Source organism: Cronobacter sp. HA18006 (assembly GCF_011605445.1).
Taxonomy (GTDB): Bacteria; Pseudomonadota; Gammaproteobacteria; order Enterobacterales; family Enterobacteriaceae; genus Cronobacter; species Cronobacter sakazakii.
Genome location: NZ_JAANQB010000001.1, coordinates 79189 through 96722 on the forward strand (window position 1 = coordinate 79189; position 17534 = coordinate 96722).

At 56.5% G+C, this 17534-nt stretch carries 14 protein-coding genes; 7 read left to right on the forward strand and 7 right to left on the reverse strand.

Annotated features, from left to right (window positions below; genetic code table 11):
• The first annotated feature begins 79 nt into the window (after positions 1-79).
• The gene (gltP, locus tag G9X48_RS00345; RefSeq protein WP_029039679.1) at positions 80-1393 is read left to right on the forward strand and encodes a glutamate/aspartate:proton symporter GltP; all 1314 of its coding nucleotides are present in this window, start codon (positions 80-82) and stop codon (positions 1391-1393) included.
• Between the two features lie 151 nt (positions 1394-1544).
• Here gltP and G9X48_RS00350 read toward each other — a convergent pair whose 3' ends face one another.
• Positions 1545-1697: a Hok/Gef family protein gene (locus G9X48_RS00350; protein ID WP_015742631.1), complete on the reverse strand. Its 153-nt coding sequence runs from the start codon at positions 1695-1697 to the stop codon at positions 1545-1547.
• A gap of 371 nt (positions 1698-2068) precedes the next feature.
• Positions 2069-2221, reverse strand: a complete 153-nt coding sequence (locus G9X48_RS00355) for a Hok/Gef family protein (protein WP_097640925.1) — start codon at positions 2219-2221, stop codon at positions 2069-2071.
• Positions 2222-2759: 538 nt separating this feature from the next.
• Here G9X48_RS00355 and G9X48_RS00360 point away from each other — a divergent pair.
• From G9X48_RS00360 to yjdP, 3 genes are all read left to right on the forward strand, one after another.
• Positions 2760-4616 carry an ATP-binding protein gene (locus tag G9X48_RS00360; protein ID WP_097640926.1) on the forward strand — a complete coding sequence of 619 codons (1857 nt, stop codon included), beginning with the start codon at positions 2760-2762 and terminating at the stop codon, positions 4614-4616.
• Positions 4616-6931 carry a hypothetical protein gene (locus tag G9X48_RS00365; RefSeq protein WP_097640927.1) on the forward strand — a complete coding sequence of 772 codons (2316 nt, stop codon included), beginning with the start codon at positions 4616-4618 and terminating at the stop codon, positions 6929-6931. The genes G9X48_RS00360 and G9X48_RS00365 overlap by 1 nt, the downstream gene beginning before the upstream one ends.
• 107 nt (positions 6932-7038) lie before the next feature.
• Positions 7039-7359: a DDRRRQL repeat protein YjdP gene (yjdP, locus tag G9X48_RS00370; RefSeq protein WP_007871335.1), complete on the forward strand. Its 321-nt coding sequence runs from the start codon at positions 7039-7041 to the stop codon at positions 7357-7359.
• Here yjdP and phnH read toward each other — a convergent pair.
• Both phnH and G9X48_RS00380 read right to left on the reverse strand, forming a co-directional pair.
• Entirely contained in the window at positions 7356-7952 is a 597-nt protein-coding gene (gene phnH / locus G9X48_RS00375) for a phosphonate C-P lyase system protein PhnH (RefSeq protein ID WP_007871333.1), read from the reverse strand. The genes yjdP and phnH overlap by 4 nt on opposite strands.
• A gap of 711 nt (positions 7953-8663) precedes the next feature.
• Positions 8664-8999 (reverse strand): zinc ribbon domain-containing protein YjdM, encoded by a 336-nt coding sequence (locus G9X48_RS00380; RefSeq protein ID WP_004388249.1) that lies wholly within the window; start codon positions 8997-8999, stop codon positions 8664-8666.
• Between the two features lie 559 nt (positions 9000-9558).
• Here G9X48_RS00380 and crfC point away from each other — a divergent pair.
• Both crfC and G9X48_RS00390 read left to right on the forward strand, forming a co-directional pair.
• Positions 9559-11922 (forward strand): clamp-binding protein CrfC, encoded by a 2364-nt coding sequence (gene crfC, locus G9X48_RS00385; RefSeq protein WP_088276767.1) that lies wholly within the window; start codon positions 9559-9561, stop codon positions 11920-11922.
• 5 nt (positions 11923-11927) lie between these two features.
• Positions 11928-12785 carry a diguanylate cyclase regulator RdcB family protein gene (locus tag G9X48_RS00390; RefSeq protein WP_004388188.1) on the forward strand — a complete coding sequence of 286 codons (858 nt, stop codon included), beginning with the start codon at positions 11928-11930 and terminating at the stop codon, positions 12783-12785.
• 51 nt (positions 12786-12836) lie between these two features.
• Here G9X48_RS00390 and kdgT read toward each other — a convergent pair whose 3' ends face one another.
• Positions 12837-13838, reverse strand: coding sequence for a 2-keto-3-deoxygluconate transporter (gene kdgT / locus G9X48_RS00395; protein ID WP_097640928.1), 1002 nt, complete (start codon positions 13836-13838; stop codon positions 12837-12839).
• Between the two features lie 393 nt (positions 13839-14231).
• On the opposite strand from kdgT, the gene kduI reads away from it, so the two are divergent.
• Positions 14232-15068, forward strand: a complete 837-nt coding sequence (gene kduI / locus G9X48_RS00400) for a 5-dehydro-4-deoxy-D-glucuronate isomerase (protein WP_007871327.1) — start codon at positions 14232-14234, stop codon at positions 15066-15068.
• A gap of 48 nt (positions 15069-15116) precedes the next feature.
• Here the strand turns inward: kduI and yghU are convergent, their stop codons facing one another.
• Both yghU and G9X48_RS00410 read right to left on the reverse strand, forming a co-directional pair.
• Positions 15117-15983: a glutathione-dependent disulfide-bond oxidoreductase gene (yghU, locus tag G9X48_RS00405; RefSeq protein ID WP_105629553.1), complete on the reverse strand. Its 867-nt coding sequence runs from the start codon at positions 15981-15983 to the stop codon at positions 15117-15119.
• Between the two features lie 111 nt (positions 15984-16094).
• Positions 16095-17057, reverse strand: a complete 963-nt coding sequence (locus G9X48_RS00410) for a nickel/cobalt transporter (protein WP_097640929.1) — start codon at positions 17055-17057, stop codon at positions 16095-16097.
• Between the last annotated feature and the right edge of the window lie 477 nt (positions 17058-17534).

The window sequence follows — 17534 nt, forward strand, 5'->3', positions numbered from 1 at the left end:
GTCATACCCCTTTCAGCTTGCGTCGTTCTCATTCGAGCACGCGTGGGAATGGCGCTGTAATTTAGGAAGTAAAGTCGTTATGAAAAACAGTAAAATCAGCCTGGCCTGGCAGATCCTGCTGGCCCTGGTGCTGGGTATTCTTCTGGGCAGTTTTCTCCATTATCAGACGGATAGCCGCGAATGGCTGGTGACCAATCTCCTCTCGCCCGCCGGCGACATTTTTATTCATCTGATTAAAATGATCGTCGTGCCGATTGTTATCTCCACGCTGGTGGTGGGCATCGCCGGTGTCGGCGACGCCAAACAGCTCGGGCGCATCGGCGCGAAAACCATCCTCTATTTTGAAGTGATCACAACCGTCGCAATCATCATTGGCATTACGCTTGCGAACGTGTTCCAGCCAGGGAGCGGCATTGATATGTCGCAACTGGCTGCCGTGGATATTTCAAAATATCAGCACACGACCGAAGAGGTGCAGAGCCATGCTCACGGTCTGATGGGCACGATCCTCTCACTGGTGCCGACCAACATTTTCGCCTCGATGGCGAAAGGCGAGATGCTGCCGATTATCTTCTTCTCGGTGCTGTTCGGGTTGGGGCTGTCTTCACTGCCCGCCGCGCACCGTGAGCCGCTGGTGACGGTCTTCCGCTCTGTTTCCGAAACCATGTTTAAAGTCACCCATATGGTGATGCGCTATGCACCGGTGGGGGTGTTTGCGCTGATCTCCGTGACGGTGGCGAACTTTGGTTTCGCCTCGCTATGGCCGCTCGCGAAACTGGTGATTCTGGTTTATGTGGCGATTCTGTTCTTCGCGCTGATCGTGCTGGGCGCGGTGGCGCGGATGTGTGGGCTGCGCGTCTGGACGCTGATCCGCATTCTTAAAGATGAGCTGATTCTGGCGTACTCCACGGCAAGCTCGGAAAGCGTGCTGCCGCGGATTATCGAGAAAATGGAAGCCTACGGGGCGCCTGCGTCTATCACAAGTTTCGTGGTGCCGACCGGTTACTCCTTTAACCTTGACGGCTCCACGCTCTACCAGAGCATCGCGGCGATTTTTATCGCCCAGCTCTACGGCATTGAGCTGTCGCTGGGGCAGGAGATTATCCTGGTGCTGACGCTGATGGTGACCTCGAAAGGGATCGCGGGCGTGCCTGGCGTGTCGTTTGTCGTCCTGCTCGCGACGCTTGGCAGCGTCGGCATTCCGCTGGAAGGCCTGGCATTTATCGCGGGCGTGGACCGTATCCTCGACATGGCGCGCACCGCGCTGAACGTGGTCGGTAACGCGCTGGCGGTTCTGGTGATTGCCAAGTGGGAACACAAGTTTGACCGCAAAAAAGCGCAGGCTTACGAGCGGGAAATGCTGGGTCGTTTTGACAGCACCGCCAATAACTAATCTTCTGCGCATCTGTAGGTGTACAAACCCCGCTTCTGGCGGGGTTTTTTATAATGGTAGCGCAGGGTATGCACTGTAAACGGTAAAAAAACGGGTGCGTTAAGCACTCAACGCCAGCAAGTCGGGCGGAGCGAACCCCGCCCGGAGAGTGTTACCGGTCAGAGCAGGAAAGCCGTGCCGCCACCTCCTTATTTCCTTGCTTTATCGTTAACTCACATAACGTGCCGTGGTTAATTAAAGCGAAAATTAATATCGTGACGCAAAATACAACAAAACATGCGAAAAGATATTTCAGTGGCTTCATGCCTTTTACTCCTTGCCTTTCGGCGAGTAAGCGGCTAATCTCAACTTGTCGGAGTTGAGGGATAGCCTCGGGTTAATAGAAATATTGCCCGGGGCTTTCTTCTTTCTGTCCCTCGCGTCGGCTTAAGACAGAAAGTCTTAAGCACCCGGCGCTTATCATAATGATCTCTTATTAAAATGAGAATAAAAATCCCAATGTAATTTTCGTTGGGTTTGTTGCATTGGGTTGGCTTATAAATTAAATAGTGTCGTTTGGTAATATGAATATTTAAAGCGTAAGGGGAAATAAATACCCGAAAGGGTAAAAGGATTGGGTGCGTTAAGACCTCCGCTCCTGGCAAGCCGGGCGAGGAAACCCCGCCCGGGAGAGCCTTACTTGCCGGTACAGGTAAGCTTAGCCGCCACCTCCTGACTGCCGCTTCTGATGGTGAGCTCGCATAACGTACCCTGATTCATTAATGCAAAAATCAAAATAGTGATGCAGACCATGAATAAACAGGCCAGTAAATAACGCAGTGGCTTCATGCCTTTTACTCCTTGCATTCTGAAGAGTAAGAGGCTAATCTCAACTTGCTGGAGTTGAGGGATAGCCTCGGGTTAATAGAAATATTGCCCGGGGCTTTCTTCTTTCTGTCCCTCACGTTGGCTTAAGACAGAAAGCCTTAAGCACCCGCGCTTATAATAATCCTTTCGCCAAAAGTTTAAATAAAAATCCTGATGTAATTCATTTGTGGTTTTTACATTAATTATGGAACCTTTCTCGCAAATCTCCGCGTTTAAATAACGAAAGCTGTAACAGGTAAATATAACGCCATCCATTAATATGGGATTGAATGTCTCTTTTTTCTTTCTGCGCGCGCAGCAACGCCCGGGTTGTGTATCCTGATAATGAGAGAAAGCGTGACGGGCGCTGATCACGCCCGAAAACTATCGGGAATGATAGTATACCCGGCCGCCGTACACCCTTATCATCTCTCCCTTATGCCTGCGCGAAAGTGAGCACGTACATGCGCCATCCGGGCAGGCTACCGACAACCACAGCCGGAATATAAAGAGAGTCACAGTGGATAACCTCATTAGCGCGCCATTAACAGGACAACACGAAACGCCGGTGAACCTGCCGGGGTTGATGCAGGTGCTCAGTAAACACCTTTACTCCACGCCGATGGTCGCCATCCGTGAGCTGGTGCAGAACGCGCACGACGCGATTGTCAGACGTCGACTGGAAGAGGGGACGACGGGCCAGCTTGCGGAGATCCGCGTCACGGGCGATACCCAAACCCGTACCATCGTCATTCACGATACCGGCTCTGGCCTCACGGAGCAGGAGATCCACGATTTCCTGGCGACCGTCGGCGTCGGCTACACCCGCCATCTGCGCCAGCAGGACGATGAAACCGGGCTTATCGGCATGTTTGGCCTGGGCTTTCTTTCCGCTTTTGTGCTGGCCGAGCGGGTAACGGTACACACCACCTCCTGGAAAACGCCGGAGGAAGGCTGGCTTTACGCCTCCGCCAGCGGCGAAACCTACAGCGTCACGCCGGCAAGCCCGCGCGAGCCAGGGACGACCGTCACGCTGCATCTCAAAGACGAGTTTTTATATCTCGCCAACAACAAGTTGCTGGGCGATGTGCTGGGCCGTTACTGCATATTAATGAAAGAGCCGCTGTTTGTCGGTGAAGCGCAGACGGCGGTAAATCACCTGACGCCGCCCTGGCGTGTAACGTCGCAGGATGGCGTGGCGCTGCACCCAGCGCTGCGTCAGAAGCAAAATATTGAATTCGCCAGCCGCTTCGAGCGCGCGTTTACGCCGCTCTGTACCTTGCTGGTGGAGCCCTCGGGCGACAGCGACGCGGTGGGCATGCTCTGGCTTCAGGACGGCGCGACGTATGGCACCAGCGATAACCGTAATCTGTCGCTGTTTTTGCGCGGTATGCTGCTCGACGATCAGGCGCGCGAGCTGCTTCCGCCGTGGGCCGGGTTTGTCGGCGGCGTTATCGAATCGAATCGTCTTACGCCGACGGCCAGCCGCGAAGATTTACAGCGCGATGTCACCTGGTATGCCACGCAGGCGGCGCTCACCGAGGCGCTGATTAACGGTCTGGCCGATCTCGCGAAGCAGCAGCCTGCCGTCTGGCGTCGTGTGCTGGTGCGCCATAACGAAGCGTTGCTCGGCGCGGCTATCTGCGACGATCGCCTCTTCGATCTGCTGAAAGATGAACTGCTGATCCCGACCTCTCAGGGCGATCTGCCGGTTAAAGCGTTGCGCCAGAACAACACGCTGAACGTAATGCTCAGCGAAGAGGGCGGTTTTGAAGAGATGCTGTTCCGGCTTTCGGGCCGCCCTGTCGCGCTGGGCTATCGCTATGCGGTCGTGCCGTTCCTGCGCCGCTGGGCGACGCTCTACGGCGCGCGGCTGGTGGAAGTGGGCACCTCGGCGGGTAACGAACAGCTCTTTGCGCTGCATGACGTCAGCGCCGAAGAAGAGGCCTGGTGGAGCGAACAGCTGCGCGACGACGAAGAGTGCGTAATGTCCTCTTTCGAACCGGCGACGCTGCCGCTGGTGATGGTGGTCAACCGTGACGCCGAGCTTAAAGCGCGTCTTGAGCAGGACGACGCTGATCGCCGCATGAGCACCGCCGCGCTGATGCTCGCCCGCCAGTTTGCCAGCAAAATCGAACAGCAGGCGCCGGTGCGCCTCTACATCAACTTTAACAATCCTGCGGTAAAAGCCTTATCACAGGCCTGGCGTGCCGGGCAGCCCATCGCGCCCGCCGCCACGCAATTACTGAAAAGCCTCAAAATTATTCTTGCTCTGGCCACGGGGGATTCCCGTGAGTACGACTTTCGCCAGGCGCTGGACACATTCAGTTGCATCACGGCGCAACTTATTACACCGACAACAGAAGGAAGCAACTAATGGATATCTGGGCATGGTATGAGCAATATGAACGTGACCTGGCAGACGCCGGTAAACCCTGGATCACGCAGCATGTTAATAAGCTTATCGAGTCTGTTGTTGAAGTGCAGACCGGTAAAACCGAAGCGTTGCTGCCGGAAGCGCGCGCGCTGAAAAAGACCGCTGGCAACCCGTGGATTGACGTGATGGTCGGCCACTGGGAGATGCGTCACCGCATCGGCAATCTTGGCGAAGGCGAAAAAGCGCTGGGTGATGTCGTGGCGCTGTTTGAGCGCGCTCACCAGGCCGATGCCGCAGAGTGCCCGCAGTCGATTTGCGTGACCCAGGATCTCAGCGCCTGCTACAGCAATGTGGACGGCCCAGGCTGGGCGGACGAGCGTATCGCCGTTTGCCAGGAGACGCTTTCGAAAATCACCCCGCTGCGCAGCTGCTTCCTGTGCCTTTCTGAAGAACAGTTCTTCGCGATGGTCGATAAAGGCCAGGTTGAAGAGGCGCTGGCCTTTGTGCAGCAGCAGATGGAGAAGCGCCGCGCGGCAGGCGAAGAGGACGTCAATGGCCTCAAAGAGAACGAAGCGCAGGCGCTGATGCTGCTTGGCCGTTATGACGAGGCGCTGGCGATTATTGATAAGCTTCATGAAGACGAGCTGGAAAACAGCAGCGAGCAAGTCCGCCAGGTCATGATGATGATGAAAGCGGAAGTGCTGGCGCTGATGGGGCGTGAAGAAGACGCTCGCGAATGGCTGCTGCCGTGGGATCGTCTCACCGCCTATAACCGTATGCGCTGGGTGCGCGTGGTGGAGCAACTGGTGCGCCTCAACCCGGCTTACAATAACTGGCAGACCGGCAGCGCGCTGCAGCTGATTCTTGAACAGCGTGTGGAAGCGCAGGCGTGGCGCGAAGCGGTGATTGTCGCGAAAAGCCATATCCGCCTGGCGCTGGCGCGTGGTGCTACCTGGGTCGCCCGTCGTGCCCTGATGCAGGCGAAACAGTGCGCAGCAAAACTGCGTAACCCGCACGATGAAGACGCCGCGCTGGCGGAATTCGCAAGCCAGTTAGCGGGCATGGAAACGCAGGTTGAGCTGCCGGTGCCTGCCGAATCGCTGATGGCATGGCTGGAAGAGCGCGGCCAACAGGAAGGCGTGACGCGCGATCCGGAACAAGAGGCCCAGTGGCTGCTGCTCGCTTCCGCGCAGCGCCCTGATGATGAAGAACTGCTGATGCTGGCAGGTGCCGCGCTGGAAGCGTGCCAGGCGCAGGGCGAAGCGACGGATCTCCTGCTTGGCTGGCAGAAACGCCACCCGCAGGAAGAGGCCGCGCCGCTGTTCCATCTGCTCTCTGCGCTCCTGAACGCGCGCCGTTACGACGACATCTTAGCGCTCGCCGAAAGCTATCGCGACGCGCTGCCGCACGTGGCACTGTGGTTTGAAGCTCAGGTGGCGCAGGCGCAGGAAGACTGGGAAAAACTGGAGTCCGTAAGCCAGGCGCTGCGCGCCACGCCGCAGGGGCAGCAGAAGATAGCGCCGCTGATGCTGGCGGGCCAGGCGGCGATGCGCCAGAAAGCCTATGACCGCGCCACGGCGTACCTGAAAGACGCGGTGGCGATGCTGGACGCGCGCGAAGAAGACGCCAGCAATGTTCTGTGGGATCTGTTGACTGCCGCCAGCGCCAGCGAAGACTGGTCAACCGTGCGCGAAGCCGGCGCGCGTCTCGGCATGAAGTTCAGCACCGATGAAGGCCCGGTTGAAGAGCAGTGGGGCACCGTTCGTCTGCGTTTCTTTGAAAACCACGACGAGCATTATTACTTCGCTCAGCGTACCGGCCCGGTGACGGCGCGCGTGTTCCAGCCGTCCTGGCGTAAAGCCTTACAGCATATGAACGAGTCGGTGGTCTTTGACGCCAACCTGCTGAACACCCCGCCGGAAGATGAAAAAGAGCGCGAGAACTTCATCCCCGTGCATAACGTGGTGAAAACGCTTGAGCCGAGCGAATATGCGCCGAGCTGGTTTATCGACGGCGTCGATCCGGGCGAGGAGACCTTCAACGCGTTTGTGAATGGCGTGCGCCAGCGTGGCGGTGCCGTCTGGGTGCACTGCGAAGCTGATTATCAGGTGACGGACAGCGAAAGCGGCGAAACGCTGCCTGGGATCTACTTCATGCTGGCGATGCCACAGTCGGTCTCGCCGCTGGAAGTGGACGCGATGCTGCGTGAATTCACCCAGGGCTGGAAACACCCGATCCACTGGCTGGATGTTGCCATGACGGGCGGACTTGATGAAACGCGTCACCGTCAGGTGATGGCGCGCTATCAGCTGTAGTTTTGCATCACGGGCGGCGTTCATCGCCGCCCGATTTGAGAATCCTCCGCTGTCTGCCTCTCTTCGCCCTCATTACTTTAAGACCAGTCAAACACAGGGCTGGCATTATGAAATCATCTCTTCGCGCTTTGCTTTTCGCCACACTTTCTCTTTCCAGCAGCCACGCGCTGGCAGATGGCCTGGATTCTGTCTTTAACGACACCATTAACTCGGTAACAGAAGCGATCAACGAGGCTTACCATCCGGATAGCAGCGAGGCGTCGGACGATCGTTCCTATGACGATGAAAGCCGCACGCGCTACGACGAGCGGCGCAGACGTCTGGAAGAGCGCCACCGGCAGCTTGATGAGCGCCAGCGTCGTCTGGATGAAGAACGCCGTCGCCTGGAGGAAGAAGAGCAACGGCTGGAGGACGACGATTATCGCTAACGGCCGCTGTCGGCGATCTCGACATGCGTAGTGCGAGGGATAGCCAGCAGACGATCGCCGCAGGTCAGCAACAGATCAATGCCAAGCGATCCGGCATGCAGGCGATCTGCCAGTTGCGCAATCAGACACTCCGGCAGCTGTGGCGCTATCATGCGTTCCTCCGCAATACCGGTGCCTGTCAGGCGCAGCATACGCCCGCCGCTCAGACTGTTGACCTGTAACACCAGCGTGGCGCTGTGCTCTGGCGCGATCACGCTGCCGTGCGCCAGTCTGTCGGGAAGTAACGGATTCAGGTGTTCATCGGCAATGGCGAAAACTGCCTCGTCCGGCGTATCAGCAATCCGCGTGCCGGTGTGAAAGCGCAGATTAGAACGCACAATATCATTTGCCAGCGAAGGCGACAGCCAGACGGGCGTATCGTTGTCGACAAGCGTAAGCAGCACGCTGGTGGTCGCCACGCCAAGCGGCTGCCAGCCATGGCGGAGCAACTGCAGTGAGACAATCACGCCGGGCTCGCTCATGGCTTTTAGCAGGCGACGAAAGCATTGCTGTGCATCATGCACGGGTGAATCAAAAGCGGTGTTTAACGTCATCAGAATCTCCATACTGCTGCGCAACGCGGCGGTACGTCCTGGACGCCGCCACAAGCAGGTTGCGGCACATCCTGACGGTCTAATATGACCTTGCTGTTAAACAAACATGACAGCCAGATGAAATGTGGCGCAATAAAAGGAGGAGATGAGCGGCCAGGCTTTAACGGAATCATCGATGAAAGAAGTTAATATTGGGCTTAAGTCAGGTAAGAAAAGAGGTGATATTTTTACGATAATAACCTTTTTATCCTGATAAAGATTATTATTACAGCGCGATTTTTTGTGTTTTTGATTTTGACTTATTATTTCTTTAATTATATTTATTGCCGGCGAGTTATATTTTATTTTGCGCTGATTAATAATATTCCTAAAAGAAACTGGCGAAAAGTTAAGCAGTGCTTAATTCAAGTGTAGTTATTATTTATTTTATTGATTTTTAAGGGTATTTATCTGGATTAACGCTCTGAATTCTATTTTACGCTGCTTTTCGTTTTTGTTTTAATCTTTTTTTAAAAGAAGCACGAAAATAAGCGTGAAATCACGTTAACGAAGCGTCATACCGGCAGTGTCGCCCATAAAAAACACAGGGGTAAATCGATCGAGCACGCTATTTTATTCTGAGCAGAGCTCCGTCCAGTTAGCGGGCAGCCGGACGGCCTGACGCTGGCAGCGCAGGCTGCCAGCCCAGGAAAAATGCGCCTTGTGGCTCCGTCAGCTTTTTTTGACGAACTCCGACTTGAGCTTCATCGGGCCAAAGCCGTCGATTTTGCAATCAATGTTGTGATCGCCTTCCACCAGACGGATGTTTTTCACTTTTGTGCCAATCTTCAGCATCGATGAGCTGCCTTTGACCTTGAGATCCTTAGCAATTGTGACGCTGTCGCCATCGGCCAGCAGGTTGCCGTTGGCGTCTTTAACGACCAGGGCGTCGCTCTCAACACCGGTTTCGCCTTCGCGCCACTCGTGGGCGCACTCCGGGCAGACGTAAAGATTATTATCCAGATAAGTATATTCTGAGCCGCATTGCGGGCAGGCTGGCAGTGACATGGTGTCTCCTTAGAATGAACCAACAGTGCAGCAAAACAGGGCTGCAAAAGAAGCGGTCGCTTACGCGGCGCGCATGAAAGGCGGGATTATACCCTAAACCCTTACGTTTTACGGGCTTGTCTGTGGCGCAAACGCGCAGGCACCCGAAGCCGATAAACTTTTTTACTGCCAGGGATAAAACATATATCGTGATTTATTGCCAGGCGGTGTTATTCTGGAGTGGTTAATGTTGATCTGAATTATTAAAACCATCCCCTGAAGTCGGAACATTTTTGTCAAATGACCGATGTGAGGATATATTCTTTCGCTCTGAAAAATCGATCGGCCCACTGGTCTTACAGCGTGATTATTTGGTTTTTGACGAACAGGAAGGTTTGAAACGTTTCTCGTCGTCTCATACATATTTTACCACAACGATGGTATGGCATTTTTACGCCACTTTTCGTCATGTAGCCTCATGACGCGCAGGATATTTTCCACACGTAATTATAAAAGCCGCATTGAGCTAATAAAAAGATAAGGCAAAAGGTCATTTAATTTGTGTTAAGGAAAGATTTTTATGCACACACAGACTGTATTTGAAATGAATCAGGAAGCGGAGCGGCTTCTTCAGTTGGCTCTGTATAATCTCAGCGCCCTGAAACAAATGCCGCTGGCGGTGCAGGATGACTGTGGGAACGTTGCCAGCCGCCAGACCGCCGCCGTGCATCCGCTTCATTTTTCCTTACGCGGCCTTGAGGCGCAGCAAGAGATGCTGCAGGCCGAATTGCGAAAAACCACCCAGCAGGAGATGGTCGTGGCGATTGTCGGCACGATGAAAGCGGGGAAATCGACCACGATCAACGCCATCGTTGGCAAAGAAGTTCTGCCAAACCGCAACCGCCCGATGACGGCGCTGCCGACGCTGATTCGCCACACGCCGGGCCAGAAAGAGCCGGTACTGCATTTCACCCACGCCGGACCCATAGAAACGCTGATGCAGGCGCTGCGCGCGCGATTAGAGAACGCTTCGCGCGAAAGCCTGGCGCTGCGTCTTGAAATCGATCGCGATATGGACCTCCTGCTGGCGCGCATTCTTAACGGCACCTCGTTTGAAAAACATTATCTCGGCGCGCAGCCCATTTTTCACTGTCTGAAAAGTTTAAACGATCTGGTACGGCTCTCGGCCGTGCTTGACGTGCCGTTCCCGTTTCGCGCTTACGCGGCCATTGAACATATTCCGGTGATAGAAGTGGAGTTTACTCACCTCGCGGGTATGGAGAGGGGGCTTGGCCAGCTTACGCTACTGGACACGCCAGGGCCGAACGAAGCCGGACAGCCGCACCTGCAAAAGATGCTGCAGGAGCAGATTGCCCGCGCCTCCGCCGTGCTGGCGGTGATGGACTATACCCAGCTGAAATCGACCTCCGATGAAGAGGTGCGTCTGGCGCTCGCGGCGGTGGGCGAATCCGTGCCGCTCTACGCGCTGGTCAATAAATTCGATCAACTGGATCGCAACAGCGACGACGAAGATCAGGTGCGCGCGCTGATCGCCGGCACGCTGATGAAAGGCGCTATCGATCCGACGCATATTTTTCCGGTTTCTTCCATGTGGGGCTATCTGGCTAATCGCGCGCGTCAGGAGCTTGACGAGCACGGCGCGCTGCCGCCGTATGACCAACAGCGCTGGGTGCAGGATTTCGCTGAAGCTGCGCTGGGTCGTCGCTGGCGAAACGCCGATTTCACCGACGCCGCGCATCTGCGCCACGCCGCCGACCTGCTGTGGGAGGATTCCCTTTTCGAAGCGCCTGTTCGGGCGATTCTGCACACCGCGCATGCCCACGCCTCGCTCTACGCGCTGCGCTCGGCCTGCGCAAAATTAACTCACTCTGCGCAATGCACCCGAGACTACCTGGACTTCCGCTGTCAGGGGCTCGATATCGCAAATGACCAACTGGTGGAGAGTATCTCTCAAATGAATAATGACATCGCACAGCTAAAACGTTGCCAGGCAGACGCCAGCAAAGCCATTCAGGAAGAGGTTGTTAAGGCGCTCGGGCGCGCGTCGGAAACTATTGCGGGTCATGAACAGAAAGTGCTGGCGGATATCGCCAGTTATTTTGATACCGGCAAAGTGCCCTCGCTGTCGCTCAGCAGCCCGGTGCGTCGCGCGGTGACCTGGGGAAGCGATTTTGACGCAGGCAGCGAGCAGCTGATTCTGGATCAAGAGAGCGACGCGCGGATGCTGCTGCACAAAATTCGTGCCTCCTGCGAGCTGATTCTGCTGTCGGTACAGGAAAATCTGACCCGCGATCTGGCGGCGCATTTCAGCGAGCTGGAAACCGCACTGGGAGATATCCTGCGCGCGGCCCTGGCACCGCTTGAGCAGCGCGTCACGGAAGGTCTGCGTCGCACCGGCTTTCGCGCGCACATTACGCTGCCGGTATTTCAGCGTAGCCAGCTTAATTTCAACGCGCATCAGCTGTTTAACGACATTATTGAAGAAGAGAGCGTGCCGGTCGCCAGCGCCCCGCGCAGCGACGGCGTGCGCGGCACCGTGGCCCGCTGGCTTAACAGCAAAGATCTCGGCTGGGACGACTGTACGGCGATGCGCTCCCGCTATGTTATCAATCTGCTGCAACTGAAGCAGACGCTCAGCCGTTACGTCAGCCGCTTCTGCGCGCAGATCCGCCAGGCGATGAACGCGCAGGTGGATATCTCTGTTACGGCGGGCATGGCGACGTTTTTCGCCGAGTTCCAGATGGCGATGGCGGCGATTGAGGCGAACCTTCAGCAGAGTCTTGCGGCGCGCCAGCAGAGTGAATCGGCGCGCAACGCGCTGCGTGAGAAGCTGCAGCAGTGCGCCCGCACCGCGCGCGATATTAACGAAGACGCCCGTGCGCTGCGTGATGACATCCAGACGCTGTTTTCCGTGGAGCACTGAACGCCATGAACGGGTCACTGCTTGAAGGGCCGGGCCGACATTTACGCGCGCTGCGCGGGCGACTGATGGTGGATCTGGCGAAGGGCGAAGACGAAGAACGTTACGGTCGCTCGCATCCGCAACATCAAAACATGCGAGAGCGGCTGCAAAAATCGCTGGCCGTCACGCGTGCGGAACCCATTGCGGCCACCCCGGAGGTAGCGGCGCTGCATCTGCTGGAGTCGCTCTCTCGCCAGAGCCCGCCGGGGCATCTGGCATTAAGCCTCACCGCGCAGGCGCTGGCGCGTCGCAGCCAGCGTCTTGCTGAGAAAGGCGTTTGCGCGCCCTTTGCACAGGCGCTTGAGGTGACGGCCGGGCAGTATCAGCACAGCGCCGCGCGGCTTGAGGCGCAACTGCGTCAGGGCGATTTACTGGCCGCGGCGCAGCGCCACGCCAGCGAGGTTATGGCGCGCTGGCAACGCGGTGAATTTAACGGCTGGTCGCCAGTCGGGCGCTGCTACGTAGCGCTTCAGGAGCTGCACTGGGGGGCGTTCGGCGATGCCTTGCGCTTAGGTGAACCCCAGTACAAAACCGCGTTGTTACCGCCGGTGTATGACGACACCGCCAGATTACTTGCGCACAGCGTTAACGCCTCGCCCGACACGCGGCATTTCTACCACCAGTGGCTGCATACGCCGCCACAGCCGGGCCTGCTTGAGCATAAAGATATCCTCTGCTGGCTGGGCGCGATGCATGACAGCGAGCGTCAGCCGGTCAGCTGGTCGGTGACGCAAACCTGGCAGAGTGTCTCGCTCGGGATGCCGCGGATCTGCTCCGCAAGGCGGCTGGTGAACGCGCTGGTGGAAGAGATTTTCCTGCTCTGAACGCCCAACCACACCCCGCCGATGCGGGGTGCTTTCTTCTTTACACGGACTTTACCGGTGCAGCGTGCTCGTACTGACGCTTTCAGCGTGTGCTACCGCTGGTGCCTGTTTCGCCACATGGCGGGCATAGAGCGCGGTGATGATGGGCACGAGAATCGCCGTCACGATAACGCTCGCGGCGACCAGGGCTGTGGCTTGCGCGGCCACCGGCTCAAACGCGGGGTTGATTTGCGCGATGATAACCGGGTTCGCGACCGCCGCCCCCGCCGCGGAAGAGGCCGCCACGCCAGCCGTACCGTTACCGCCGCCCAGAAACTTATCCGCCATGATCAACGGAATACCGGTAATAATGATGACGGCGACACCCAACACAATCCCCAGCAGGCCCGTTTCCAGAATCACGCGCAAATTAATGGTATTGCCGAGCGCGAAGCCAAAGAACGGGATCAGCACCGGCGTGGCTTTGCTGAAGAACGCGCGCAGATCGTGGTCAAGATTGCCGAGCGCGAAGCCTATCAGAAACGGCAGCACCGCGCCGATGAAGTGATGCGGCTCGAAAGAGGCGAGGCCGGCAGATCCCAGAATCACCATCGTCATTAACGGGCCCGATTCCAGCGACATCAGCACAAACGCGCCGGACTCTTCCTTTGTACCGTACTGGTTCATCAGACTGGCATACAGCCCGCCGTTGGTCATGTCCATCGCGGAAACGATAGCCAGTACCGACAGCCCGGCGAAAAAGCCGGTCTGAATGCCGGTGTCGGGAATAAACGAGGCCGCAATCATCGCGACAAGCCAGGCCACGGCAATCTTTGTGACGACCAGCGTGCCGGATTTACGCAGTACCGTACCGGTCGCACGTAAATCAATAGACGCGCCAATACAGAAAAACCAGACGGCGAGAATAGGTACCGTTCCGCTAATCATGCCTTTCGTAAACGAACCGAAATAATTCCCGGTTTCCGGAGCCAGCGTATTTAAAATTGCGCCAAGTAACAGCGGGATAAGCATCATCCCTCCGGGGATGCGTTCCATCGTAGCTTTAATCTTCATCATAAACCTCAGCGGTTTTATTCAGCCCAGGCTGAATTAAGGTTATAAGTGCCCGCCGATAAAAATTATTACTTTTCATCGGGTTACGTTGGTATTTTTTGTAAGGCAGCCGTGGCGAGGCAGCGGCGGCTGGCATCTTCGGTATAAGAATTGAGACTGGTCTGTGTGCGACTTATCCCGTTATTGAAGCGACTGGCGCTACTATTACTTTTGTGGAATATTGATTCAATAGAAATGAAACGATGTTTTAGTTACATTGATCACATTATTGATTCACGTGTTTGATAGCATCAAACGCAGCGAAAATTTATGTAAATCCACTGTTATTTAATTGGGGTTTTTACGCTTATCTGATACCGGGACTCGATCCCCGTAACGTCACGAGGAGTCAGAATGGACGTTCGTCAAAGCATTCATAGCGATCACGCGAAAACCCTGGATACCGCCGGGCTTCGCAGGGAATTTTTAATCGAGACGATTTTTGTGGCTGACGAGTACACCATGACGTACAGCCATATCGACCGCATCATTGTGGGCGGCGTGATGCCGGTAAACCGCACGGTGGCCGTGGGCAGTGAAGTGGGCAAACAGCTGGGCGTGAGCTATTTTCTGGAGCGCCGCGAGCTGGGGGTCATTAATATCGGCGGGCCGGGGCTTATCACGGTGGACGGCACGCGCTATGAAATGAACAGCCGCGACGGGCTGTATGTCGGCAAGGGCGCGAAAGAAGTGATGTTTGAAAGCGCCGACGCGGCGAATCCTGCGCGTTTTTACTATAACTGCGCGCCGGCGCACACGACATTTCCAACCAAACGCGTGACGCCTGCGGATGTTTCGCCGGTGCATCTTGGCGAGGATGTGACCAGCAACCGCCGTACCATCAATAAATATTTTATTCCTGACGTGCTGGAGACCTGCCAGCTCAGCATGGGTCTGACGGAGCTGGCGCCGGGCAACCTGTGGAATACGATGCCGTGCCACACGCACGAGCGGCGCATGGAGGTGTATTTCTATTTTGGACTGGAAGAGAACAGCTGCGTCTTCCACATGATGGGCCAGCCGCAGGAGACGCGGCACATTGTGGTGCAAAACGAGCAGGCGGTCATTTCGCCGAGCTGGTCGATTCACTCAGGCGTCGGGACGCGCGCATATACCTTTATCTGGGGGATGGTGGGCGAAAACCAGGTCTTCGACGATATGGATCACGTTGCGGTGAAGGATTTGCGCTAACCGCCCACGCATAAAAAAAGCCTCGTCAGTGACGAGGCTTTTTGTGGCTTACGCGCCGCATTTGTCTTCGGTATTACGCTCAAAATCAGAGGCGTCGTGGCGCTCGTGAAGCTGCTCGTTGAGCGGCCCCCAGGTGCGGTTAACGATGCGCCCGCGCTGCACGGCCGGACGTTGTGCGACCTCTTCGGCCCAGCGCTTCACGTTTTTGTATTCCTCAACCTGCAGGAATTTACTCGCCTCATACAGCCCGCCGATAATCAGGTTGCCGTACCACGGCCAGATGGCGATATCGGCAATCGAATAGGCGTCGCCCGCGATAAAACGGTGCTGCGCGAGCTGTCTGTCCAGCACGTCGAGCTGGCGTTTGGCTTCCATCGTAAAGCGGTTAATCGCGTACTCGATTTTCTGCGGTGCGTAGTGGTAGAAGTGACCGAAACCACCGCCGAGATAAGGCGCTGACCCCTGCAACCAGAACAGCCAGTTCAGCGCTTCGGCGCGTCCGGCGTAATCTTCCGGAAGGAATTGACCAAATTTATCGGCGAGATAAAGCAGGATCGCGCCGGATTCAAACACGCGTACCGCGGGCGTGACCGAACGATCCAGCAGCGCCGGGATCTTGGAATTAGGGTTCACCTCAACGAAGCCGCTGGAGAACTGATCGCCTTCACTGATGCGGATCAGGTGCGCGTCATATTCCGCGCCGCTGATGCCAAGCGCCAGCAGCTCTTCCAGCAGGATAGTCACTTTCTGGCCGTTCGGCGTGCCGAGCGAATAGAGCTGTAACGGGTGTTTGCCGACCGGCAGCGTTTTTTCATGCGTCGGCCCCGCGATGGGACGGTTAATGTTTGCAAAGGCGCCGCCAGACTGCGGTTCCCAGGTCCAGACTTCAGGTGGCTGATATTCGTTTTGAGACATAATGTTATCCCGCGCGATGAGTAAGGAAGTAAACCGGCCGTCCGGTTCGCGTTTTCGAGTGTAGCAGGCGAGGGCCTACTCGCCTGTTATCCGGTTGTGGCATTACCGCGCTCAACAGCCCGCGGCGATGTAGTCGCCGTTCGGGCTGACAGGAATCACCGTGAGGAAGAGAACGACCGCGAACAGCAGTAGCGCCAGCCCGCCTGCGATCCGCAGCAGCGCAGCGATACGCTGCGCCTGGACGGGCGTAGCTGGTGTGCCGAAAAGCCGTGTGGTGGTGCGCCGGGCATATTGCACGCCAAGCGACAGCGCCATAATCGAGAGCGCCGTGCCGAGCGCCATCGTCATCACCGCCGCCATTCCCCAACTCGCCATGCCCAGCGCATTGGCAAACAGCATAATCATTATCGCGCCGCTACAGGGCCGCGCGCCGATAGCGGTGATAACGCCAAGCCGGGCGCGCCAGTCGCCACCATGATTTTCACGGCCGACACCATGATGGCCGCAGCCGCAGCTTTCCGGGTGCGATTGCACAGGCGTCAGCGAATGGATTTTCAGGCGCGGCGCACGCAGGCTTCTCGCGGCGCGCAGAATAAGAAACAGCCCGAACGCGCCGATAAGCAGCGCGCTCACCTTTTCGAGATACCAGCGGCTCTGGCTCAGATCGCCAGACGCCAGGTTAAAGCCGACCGCCAGGATAAACACAAACGCGATGGCGCTGACGCCCTGCATCAGGCTGCCCGCGAGCGGCACCACTCTTGCCGCGAAGAGGTTTTCACGGTGGGTGGCGAGATACGCGCTGACGATAAATTTGCCGTGCCCCGGCCCGATGGCATGCAGTACGCCGTAAATAAACGCGCCGCTGATAAGCCAGAGGCCGCCGGTGTACTGATGGTTATTGAGCTGCAACAGATAAAGCACCAGATAGCGGTGCAGCGCGATTTGCAGGCTGAACGCCCACTGTAAAAACGCGCCCCAATGGCTGTAGAAAAAAAACGCCACGCCCAGCGCAAAGAGCGTTAACAGCAGCGCGCCAGGGCGTTGCCAGCGGCGGTTCAGGATGGCAGTCGACATGCAGTTATCCCGTGAATGAGCATTGAGCAAGTATAACGATGAAAGCGTTAGGGAGAAGCGGGAAAGGGAAGGGGAGCACTCAGTGCGAGTCGCAGGGATGCGACGAGTGAATCGAACGCAGTCCGATGAAGAGTCCGGCTCTCCAAAAGCAAAAAACCAGCCCGTAGGCTGGTTTTTCTAAATTAGTGGTGCCCGGACCGGACAAAAACGCCGGGAGCGTTTTTGCACAGCGCATCGCGCTGCCCGCAGGGCGAGTCGCAGGGATGCGACGAGTGAATCGAACGCAGTTCGATGGAGAGTCCGGCTCGCCAAAAGCAAAAAACCAGCCCGTAGGCTGGTTTCTTTAAATTAGTGGTGCCCGGACTCGGAATCGAACCAAGGATTCATTGACTCAACAATGAAGTCACCGAATAACAGTAAGTTACCTTTACGCTTCGATTCCGAATGTACCACTGTTTTGTACCAGATACCACGACT

Coding starts and splice junctions, on each gene's coding strand:
- gltP (WP_029039679.1), top strand. CDS start 80: ATGAAAAACAGTAAAATCAGCCTGGCCTGGCAGATCCTGCTGGCCCTG.
- G9X48_RS00350 (WP_015742631.1), bottom strand. CDS start 1,697: ATGAAGCCACTGAAATATCTTTTCGCATGTTTTGTTGTATTTTGCGTC.
- G9X48_RS00355 (WP_097640925.1), bottom strand. CDS start 2,221: ATGAAGCCACTGCGTTATTTACTGGCCTGTTTATTCATGGTCTGCATC.
- G9X48_RS00365 (WP_097640927.1), top strand. CDS start 4,616: ATGGATATCTGGGCATGGTATGAGCAATATGAACGTGACCTGGCAGAC.
- yjdP (WP_007871335.1), top strand. CDS start 7,039: ATGAAATCATCTCTTCGCGCTTTGCTTTTCGCCACACTTTCTCTTTCC.
- phnH (WP_007871333.1), bottom strand. CDS start 7,952: ATGACGTTAAACACCGCTTTTGATTCACCCGTGCATGATGCACAGCAA.
- G9X48_RS00380 (WP_004388249.1), bottom strand. CDS start 8,999: ATGTCACTGCCAGCCTGCCCGCAATGCGGCTCAGAATATACTTATCTG.
- crfC (WP_088276767.1), top strand. CDS start 9,559: ATGCACACACAGACTGTATTTGAAATGAATCAGGAAGCGGAGCGGCTT.
- G9X48_RS00390 (WP_004388188.1), top strand. CDS start 11,928: ATGAACGGGTCACTGCTTGAAGGGCCGGGCCGACATTTACGCGCGCTG.
- kdgT (WP_097640928.1), bottom strand. CDS start 13,838: ATGAAGATTAAAGCTACGATGGAACGCATCCCCGGAGGGATGATGCTT.
- kduI (WP_007871327.1), top strand. CDS start 14,232: ATGGACGTTCGTCAAAGCATTCATAGCGATCACGCGAAAACCCTGGAT.
- yghU (WP_105629553.1), bottom strand. CDS start 15,983: ATGTCTCAAAACGAATATCAGCCACCTGAAGTCTGGACCTGGGAACCG.
- G9X48_RS00410 (WP_097640929.1), bottom strand. CDS start 17,057: ATGTCGACTGCCATCCTGAACCGCCGCTGGCAACGCCCTGGCGCGCTG.